The sequence below is a fragment of the Niastella sp. genome (assembly GCF_045805085.1).
Classification (GTDB): Bacteria; Bacteroidota; Bacteroidia; order Chitinophagales; family Chitinophagaceae; genus Niastella.
On sequence record NZ_JBJMLX010000317.1, the window covers coordinates 26,445 to 32,933 of the forward strand.

At 44.8% G+C, this 6,489-nt stretch carries 7 protein-coding genes; all 7 read left to right on the plus strand.

Annotated features, from left to right (window positions below):
* Positions 1-170: 170 nt before the first annotated feature.
* Entirely contained in the window at positions 171-1,721 is a 1,551-nt protein-coding gene (locus tag ACJ751_RS16580) for an MFS transporter (RefSeq protein ID WP_407746637.1), read from the plus strand.
* 20 nt (positions 1,722-1,741) lie between these two features.
* Positions 1,742-1,981: a DUF6814 family protein gene (locus ACJ751_RS16585; protein WP_407746638.1), complete on the plus strand. Its 240-nt coding sequence runs from the start codon at positions 1,742-1,744 to the stop codon at positions 1,979-1,981.
* A 154-nt stretch (positions 1,982-2,135) separates the two neighbouring features.
* Complete coding sequence (locus ACJ751_RS16590) at positions 2,136-2,510, plus strand: hypothetical protein (protein ID WP_407746639.1); 375 nt, start codon at positions 2,136-2,138, stop codon at positions 2,508-2,510.
* Between the two features lie 107 nt (positions 2,511-2,617).
* The gene (locus tag ACJ751_RS16595) at positions 2,618-4,234 is read left to right on the plus strand and encodes a SulP family inorganic anion transporter (protein WP_407746640.1); all 1,617 of its coding nucleotides are present in this window, start codon (positions 2,618-2,620) and stop codon (positions 4,232-4,234) included.
* A gap of 90 nt (positions 4,235-4,324) precedes the next feature.
* Positions 4,325-4,960 (plus strand): carbonic anhydrase, encoded by a 636-nt coding sequence (locus tag ACJ751_RS16600; protein ID WP_407746641.1) that lies wholly within the window; start codon positions 4,325-4,327, stop codon positions 4,958-4,960.
* Between the two features lie 94 nt (positions 4,961-5,054).
* Positions 5,055-5,981: a gliding motility-associated ABC transporter ATP-binding subunit GldA gene (gene gldA, locus ACJ751_RS16605; protein ID WP_407746642.1), complete on the plus strand. Its 927-nt coding sequence runs from the start codon at positions 5,055-5,057 to the stop codon at positions 5,979-5,981.
* Positions 5,982-6,094: 113 nt separating this feature from the next.
* On the plus strand, positions 6,095-6,489 hold a 395-nt coding region (locus ACJ751_RS16610; RefSeq protein WP_407746643.1), incomplete at its 3' end, for a DUF4259 domain-containing protein.

Below are 6,489 nucleotides of genomic sequence, written 5' to 3' on the forward strand. Positions count from 1 at the left end.
CGATAATACTCAGGCGTTCCGAATATAAGACCTTGTGCTTTGTAACTTGTGCCTTGTGCCTTCCTCCTTACATTCGTTAGTATCTAACCACAATAGTTTGTTCATTTAACCTCAGCCTTGTATCTTGAGCCCTGTGCCTTATATTTATGCTTAAAGAACCCGCTTCCCATATGACGCAACCATCGCAATCAAAAACAATCTGGCAGGTAATTGCTGCCTCATCAGTAGGGACCTTAATTGAATGGTACGACTTTTACATCTTTGGTAGCCTGGCAACCGTTATTGCCGAACAGTTTTTTCCTAAAACAAATCCAACCGCCGCCCTTCTTTCCACACTGGCCACTTTTGCAGCCGGTTTTATTGTTCGTCCTTTTGGCGCGCTGGTATTTGGCCGTTTAGGCGACTTGATTGGTAGGAAATATACTTTCCTGCTGACCCTGATCCTAATGGGTGGTTCTACCTTTGCCATTGGGTTGGTACCCGGGTATGCTACTATCGGTTTTGCAGCCCCGCTGCTGGTTTTATTATTACGCTTATTACAGGGTTTGGCATTGGGTGGCGAATATGGCGGCGCCGCTACTTATGTGGCGGAACATGCACCACCGCATCGGCGTGGCTATTATACCAGCTGGATACAAACCACCGCCACGTTGGGTTTATTCATTTCGCTGGGCGTTATATTGCTCACCCGTCGCTCTCTGGCCCCCGATCTTGAGACCTCTATTCAACGCTTTAACGACTGGGGCTGGCGTATTCCGTTCTGGGCATCTATCCTGTTGGTGATCGTCTCGATCTATATTCGTTTACGGATGAACGAATCGCCCCTGTTCGCCAAACTAAAATCAGAAGGGAAAGTATCGGTCAATCCATTGAAAGAAAGCTTTGGTCATAAAACCAATCTTAAAATGGTATTACTGGCACTGTTTGGCGCCACCATGGGTCAGGGGGTGGTATGGTACACCGGCCAGTTCTATGCACAAAGTTTTCTGGAAACCGTTTGCCATGTTGACTTCGATCAGTCGCGCACCATTATCATTTGGGCTATTTTGTTTGCCACTCCTTTCTTTGTTGTATTCGGTGGCTGGAGCGATAAAATAGGCCGTAAATGGATCATGCTGATCGGTATGCTGCTGGCAATATGTTCTTATCAATATATTTTTAAACAATTCCTCAACTTAACACAGCCTGCAGGAAAAACGGAACTGACAGAGCAAAGAAGATCTTTAGGGGAGAAAACGATCCTGCTGCCGAAAAGCAAAACCGACTCCATTCATCTGCGCACCTGGGAAGTGCATTATACAGATGGGGCCGTGTTTCATGAAGTAAAACAGGACACTTTATGGACTGACCCCGCCCGTGCTGCAATTACCAAAACGGCCACTGTGTACAATGAAAAAAAGCTTGACACCGCAGCATATCGTAAAATAGTGATGTGGATGTTTGTGCTGATCCTGTATGTGACCATGGTATATGGTCCCATTGCTGCCTTCCTGGTTGAGCTGTTCCCTACCCGCATCCGGTATACCTCCATGTCGCTGCCCTATCACATCGGCAATGGCGTGTTTGGCGGGTTAACACCTTTTATTGCTACCCTGCTCACCACTATTTATGTATCAGATAAATTATCGGGCTTGTGGTATACCATTATCATTGGCGCGGTATGTTTTTTCATCGGGGCTGTGTATATCTCCAACCGCGTAGATCCCGATGTTAACGATTAAATAATATTAAAAGCAAGCATATGAATCAATTAAAAAAATGGCTGGGTATTGTATGGATGCTGTTGGGGCCTGTTGCTATATATTATCTTATTAAAACTGCTGCCGCGGAAATTTCAAAAAACCCGGTCACCAATACTATAATACAATGGGCTGTATTCGTAATTATATTTATACCGATCGCCATCGGCCTGATAATATTTGGCTATTACGCGTTTAAAGGCGAATACGATCGCCTGCCGGAAAACTCTACAGAAATTTAAAACATTTCTTTTCCAACAATATTTAACCCCGCTTGTAAACCAATATATACAGGCGGGGTTTTATATAGTTTGAACACAGATTACAATTGTTAATAGAATTTAACGTTTGTAACCTAAGGATTGATACCTTATTTTTACATCGTTACTGGCAATCATGAATAAAACAATACAAAAAACATATACTGTATCTGCAGTAAAAAAGATCGTGGCCATCGCCATGATGCTTTTGCTGGTTTGGATCACCGGTATCAATTTTTTGTATTTATCAAAAAGCGCCAGCTCAACACAGGTTGTTTGCGCCAGTACCGATGGCGACGACGATTCCAACGACTGCAATAACAACAATCCCGCCGGCCCCGATGAAAAATCGCCCGACGCTCCCATTACACTTTCTGAAGAATTCATCCACGAATATCACAATCCGGTAAATCCGGATTGGACCAATGCGTTATTTCAGCATAAAGTGCACGAAGCTGAACAACTCTGCATCTTTCACCCGGAATCCTTTTCACCCCCTCCGGAAGCCTGATATTTTCCCAATTAATTCAATTTATTTCTTGATGATCCACTCCGCAGTGGCGGAGGAATTTCCTATTCAAACCGGGAAAGCCATGTGCTTCTCATAAAACATTTTATATGCTTCAGAAAGTTAAACAGTACGCAAGCGCATTGCGATACGATTTCCCGTCATCAGTAGTAGTGTTCCTGGTAGCGCTTCCCCTTTGTTTGGGTATTGCGCTGGGTTCAGGAGCTCCTTTGTTCTCTGGTATTATAGCCGGCATGGTGGGCGGTATTGTTATTGGCGCTTTAAGCGGCTCCCAATTAAGTGTTAGCGGGCCGGCAGCCGGTTTAACAGCCATTGTGGTGGTGGCCATTGGAAAATTACAGGTATATGAAGCCTTTCTACTGGCCGTTGTGCTGGGTGGGGTTTTCCAGATCATCCTGGGCTCTTTAAAAGCCGGTATTCTGGGCGACTACATCCCTTCCAGTGTTATCAAAGGCATGCTGGCCGCCATTGGTCTTATATTGATCCTGAAACAATTCCCCCATATGGTGGGGTATGATAAAGATTATCCCGGCGATGAAGCTTTTTCACAAACAAGCGGAGACAATACCTTTAGTGCTTTGTTTGGGTCGCTCAGGCATTTACTTCCCGGAGCGTTGATGATTGGTGTTGTTTCCCTGGCTCTTATGATCGTTTGGGAAAAATACATTGCCCCCAAAGCCAGGATCCTGAAACTGGTGCCCGGTCCACTGGTTGTGGTATTGATCGCTGTGGCCATCAATGAAACCTTAAGATCAGTAGCGCCTGAAATGGTTATTAAAGAATCGCACCTGGTAAAAATTCCGGTGGCTGATTCATTCAATGGGTTTATCTCTTTCTTTACATTTCCTGATTTCAGCCATATCCTGAATCCGGTTGTATGGACAACCGCTATCACTATAGCTATTGTGGCCAGCCTGGAGACCTTGCTGAATATTGAAGCCTCCGATGACCTTGACCCCTATCAACGGGTAACCCCCACTAACCGTGAGTTAATGGCACAGGGCGCCGGTAACATGTTGTCAGGTTTAATTGGCGGTTTGCCCATCACGTCGGTGGTAGTGCGTACCTCGGCTAACATCAACGGCGGCGCCAAAACTAAAATGTCTACCATTTTTCATGGTATCCTGTTGCTGTTATCAGTAGCCTTTATTCCTGCTGTGCTTAATCTTATTCCGTTGTCGGCACTGGCAGCCATCCTTATCTTCACCGGTTATAAACTGGCAAAACCATCGCTGTTTTTAAAATTCTATAAAAAGGGCTGGGATCAGTTCTTACCATTTGTATTAACTGTTGCAGCCATATTGCTTACCGACCTGTTAAAAGGTATTTTAATAGGCTGTGTGGTGGGTTTGTTCTTTGTTATCCGCAGTAATTTTAAATCGGCCGTGTTGGTAGTAAGCGATGCCAATAAATATTTGTTCCGCTTACGTAAGGATGTATCATTCCTGAATAAACCCATCATTAAGAACAGGCTTGAACAGGTACCGGAAAATTCTTCAGTACTTATCGATGCCACCCGCGCCGATTTTATTGACAAGGATATAGTGGAAGTGATAGAGGACTTTTTAAAACACGCACCCCTGAAAGGTATAACTGTTGAATTGAAAAAAAGCCACTTTAAAGAACAGGGCTTTTCTGGCAACGGCAGTAAAGTAATAGCAAAGGCAAAACCCATTGTTCCTGAAAAAGAAATGGCCGAAGTATAAAAGAAAGAAAGGCCTGTGCTTTTTTGTAAACACCACAGGGATGCTATTATAGTCAGGACAATTAATATCATAAGACTAAAAAAACTGATCATGGAAACATACGAAAAGTTATTACTGGAAAATAAAGCCTGGGCTTCAGAAAAACTACATGATGACCCCGAATATTTCAACAGGCTGGCGCATATACAAACACCTGAATTTTTATGGATCGGGTGTAGCGACAGCCGCGTACCGGCTAATGAAATTACGGGTACCCAACCAGGTGAAATATTTGTACACCGTAATATTGCCAACATGGTGGTGAACACAGATGTGAATTTGCTGAGTGTGCTCGATTATGCGGTGAACCACCTGAAAGTAAAACATGTTATTGTTTGTGGTCACTATGGTTGCGGCGGGGTGAAAGCAGCCGCTACCCAACACGACTTTAAGCCCGTGCTGAATATGTGGCTGCGTAATATAAAGGATGTCTACCGCCTGCACCGCGAAGAACTGGAGATGATAAAAGATGAAGAAACACGCACCGACAGGCTGGTTGAACTGAATGTGCGCGAACAGGTGAATAACCTGGCCAAAACCTCCATCATTCAACGGGCCTGGAAAGAAGGCAACAAACCCGACCTCCACGGCTGGGTATATGGGTTAAAGGATGGGATCATAAAACAGGTATTTGAAATGCGGGCCGGTACCCATATTGACTCGTTGTATGAGTATGACGATTTGTAAGATAGTGCACGCTTTAATAAGATAACGCTACGCCCCTGACGATATCGTCGGGGGCTTTTTTATGCCGCTAAATTCCCTAATTTGCGCAGTAATTATGTCAATTGAAGTAAAAAACCTCACCAAAATATACGGTGAGCAAAAAGCTATCGATAACGTAAGCTTTACTGTTAACAAGGGGGAGATTGTTGGCTTTTTGGGCCCCAATGGCGCCGGCAAATCCACCACTATGAAAATCATCACCGGTTACCTGCAACCAGATGAAGGCGAAGCCCTAGTATCGGGTATTGCCGTAAAAGAACGACCACTGCAGGCCAAGGCTACCATTGGTTACCTGCCCGAGGCCAACCCACTGTACTACGATCAGTATGTACGCGAGTACCTCGATTTTATCGCAGATGTGCATAGTGTTCCAGCCAAAACAAAAAAAGAACGCATAGAAGGCGTGATCCAAACCGTTGGGTTAAGCCTGGAAAGCAATAAAAAGATCGGCCAGTTGTCAAAAGGTTATAAACAGCGCGTGGGACTGGCTGCAGCCCTAATACACGACCCCGAAGTGTTGATCCTGGATGAACCCACCACGGGTTTAGACCCCAACCAGATAGTCGAGATCAGGGAAGTGATAAAAAACCTGGGGCAAAACAAAACCGTGCTATTTTCCTCACACATATTACAGGAAGTGGAAGCCATTTGCGACCGGGTTATTATTATAAACCGGGGCAAACTGGTGGCCAATGACAAATTAAGTAATCTGCGTCAGCAGGTTACCAGCAACAACCTGCTGCGGGTAACCTTTAAAGAACCGCTTGAACCGGCCTGGCTCGAAAGATTGAGCAGCGTGCAAACAGCCAACAAGATCAGCACCAACGAGTGGGAACTGGTGTGCACCAACGCCAAAGAAGCCCAACGACAGGTAATGGAACTTGCATTACAGGAAAATCTCAACATTATTTCCCTGCAATCCGGTGGACAAAGCCTGGAAGATGTATTCAGAAGTTTGACAAACACAAATACTAACGCCTGACAGGTTGCGTAAAAATAAGGCCCTGAAAAGTAGATTTTACTGCAAACTTTGTTTCTTTGCACCTCGGCAAACACCCGTTGCCTGCATTTAAATCTAATATTAAACACCTTATTATGGGATCCTGGGGACATACAAATTTCGATAATGACACCGCCCAAGATTTTGTTGCAGTCGTAGAAGAAGAGGGCATTGACCGGATAATTTCGGCTATAGAGGTAATAAAAACCATTGAAGAAGACGCTTATCTCGACTCGGACCTGTGCATAGAAGCGCTCGCCGCTATTGAGTACATAGCTACCGCAAAAGACCGGATGGCTGAAGATTTTCCCGAAGATGCGGAGGATTGGGTAAAGGCACACAAGGCCCAGTTACTGACCATTCGCGGTATCGTTGCCAAATGCCAGCAGGCCATCGACCGGATCAAAAATAATTCAGAACTGAAAGATCTTTGGGAAGAAACCGAAGATTTTGAGAACTGGAACAAAGTACTGGACGACCTGAATACCAG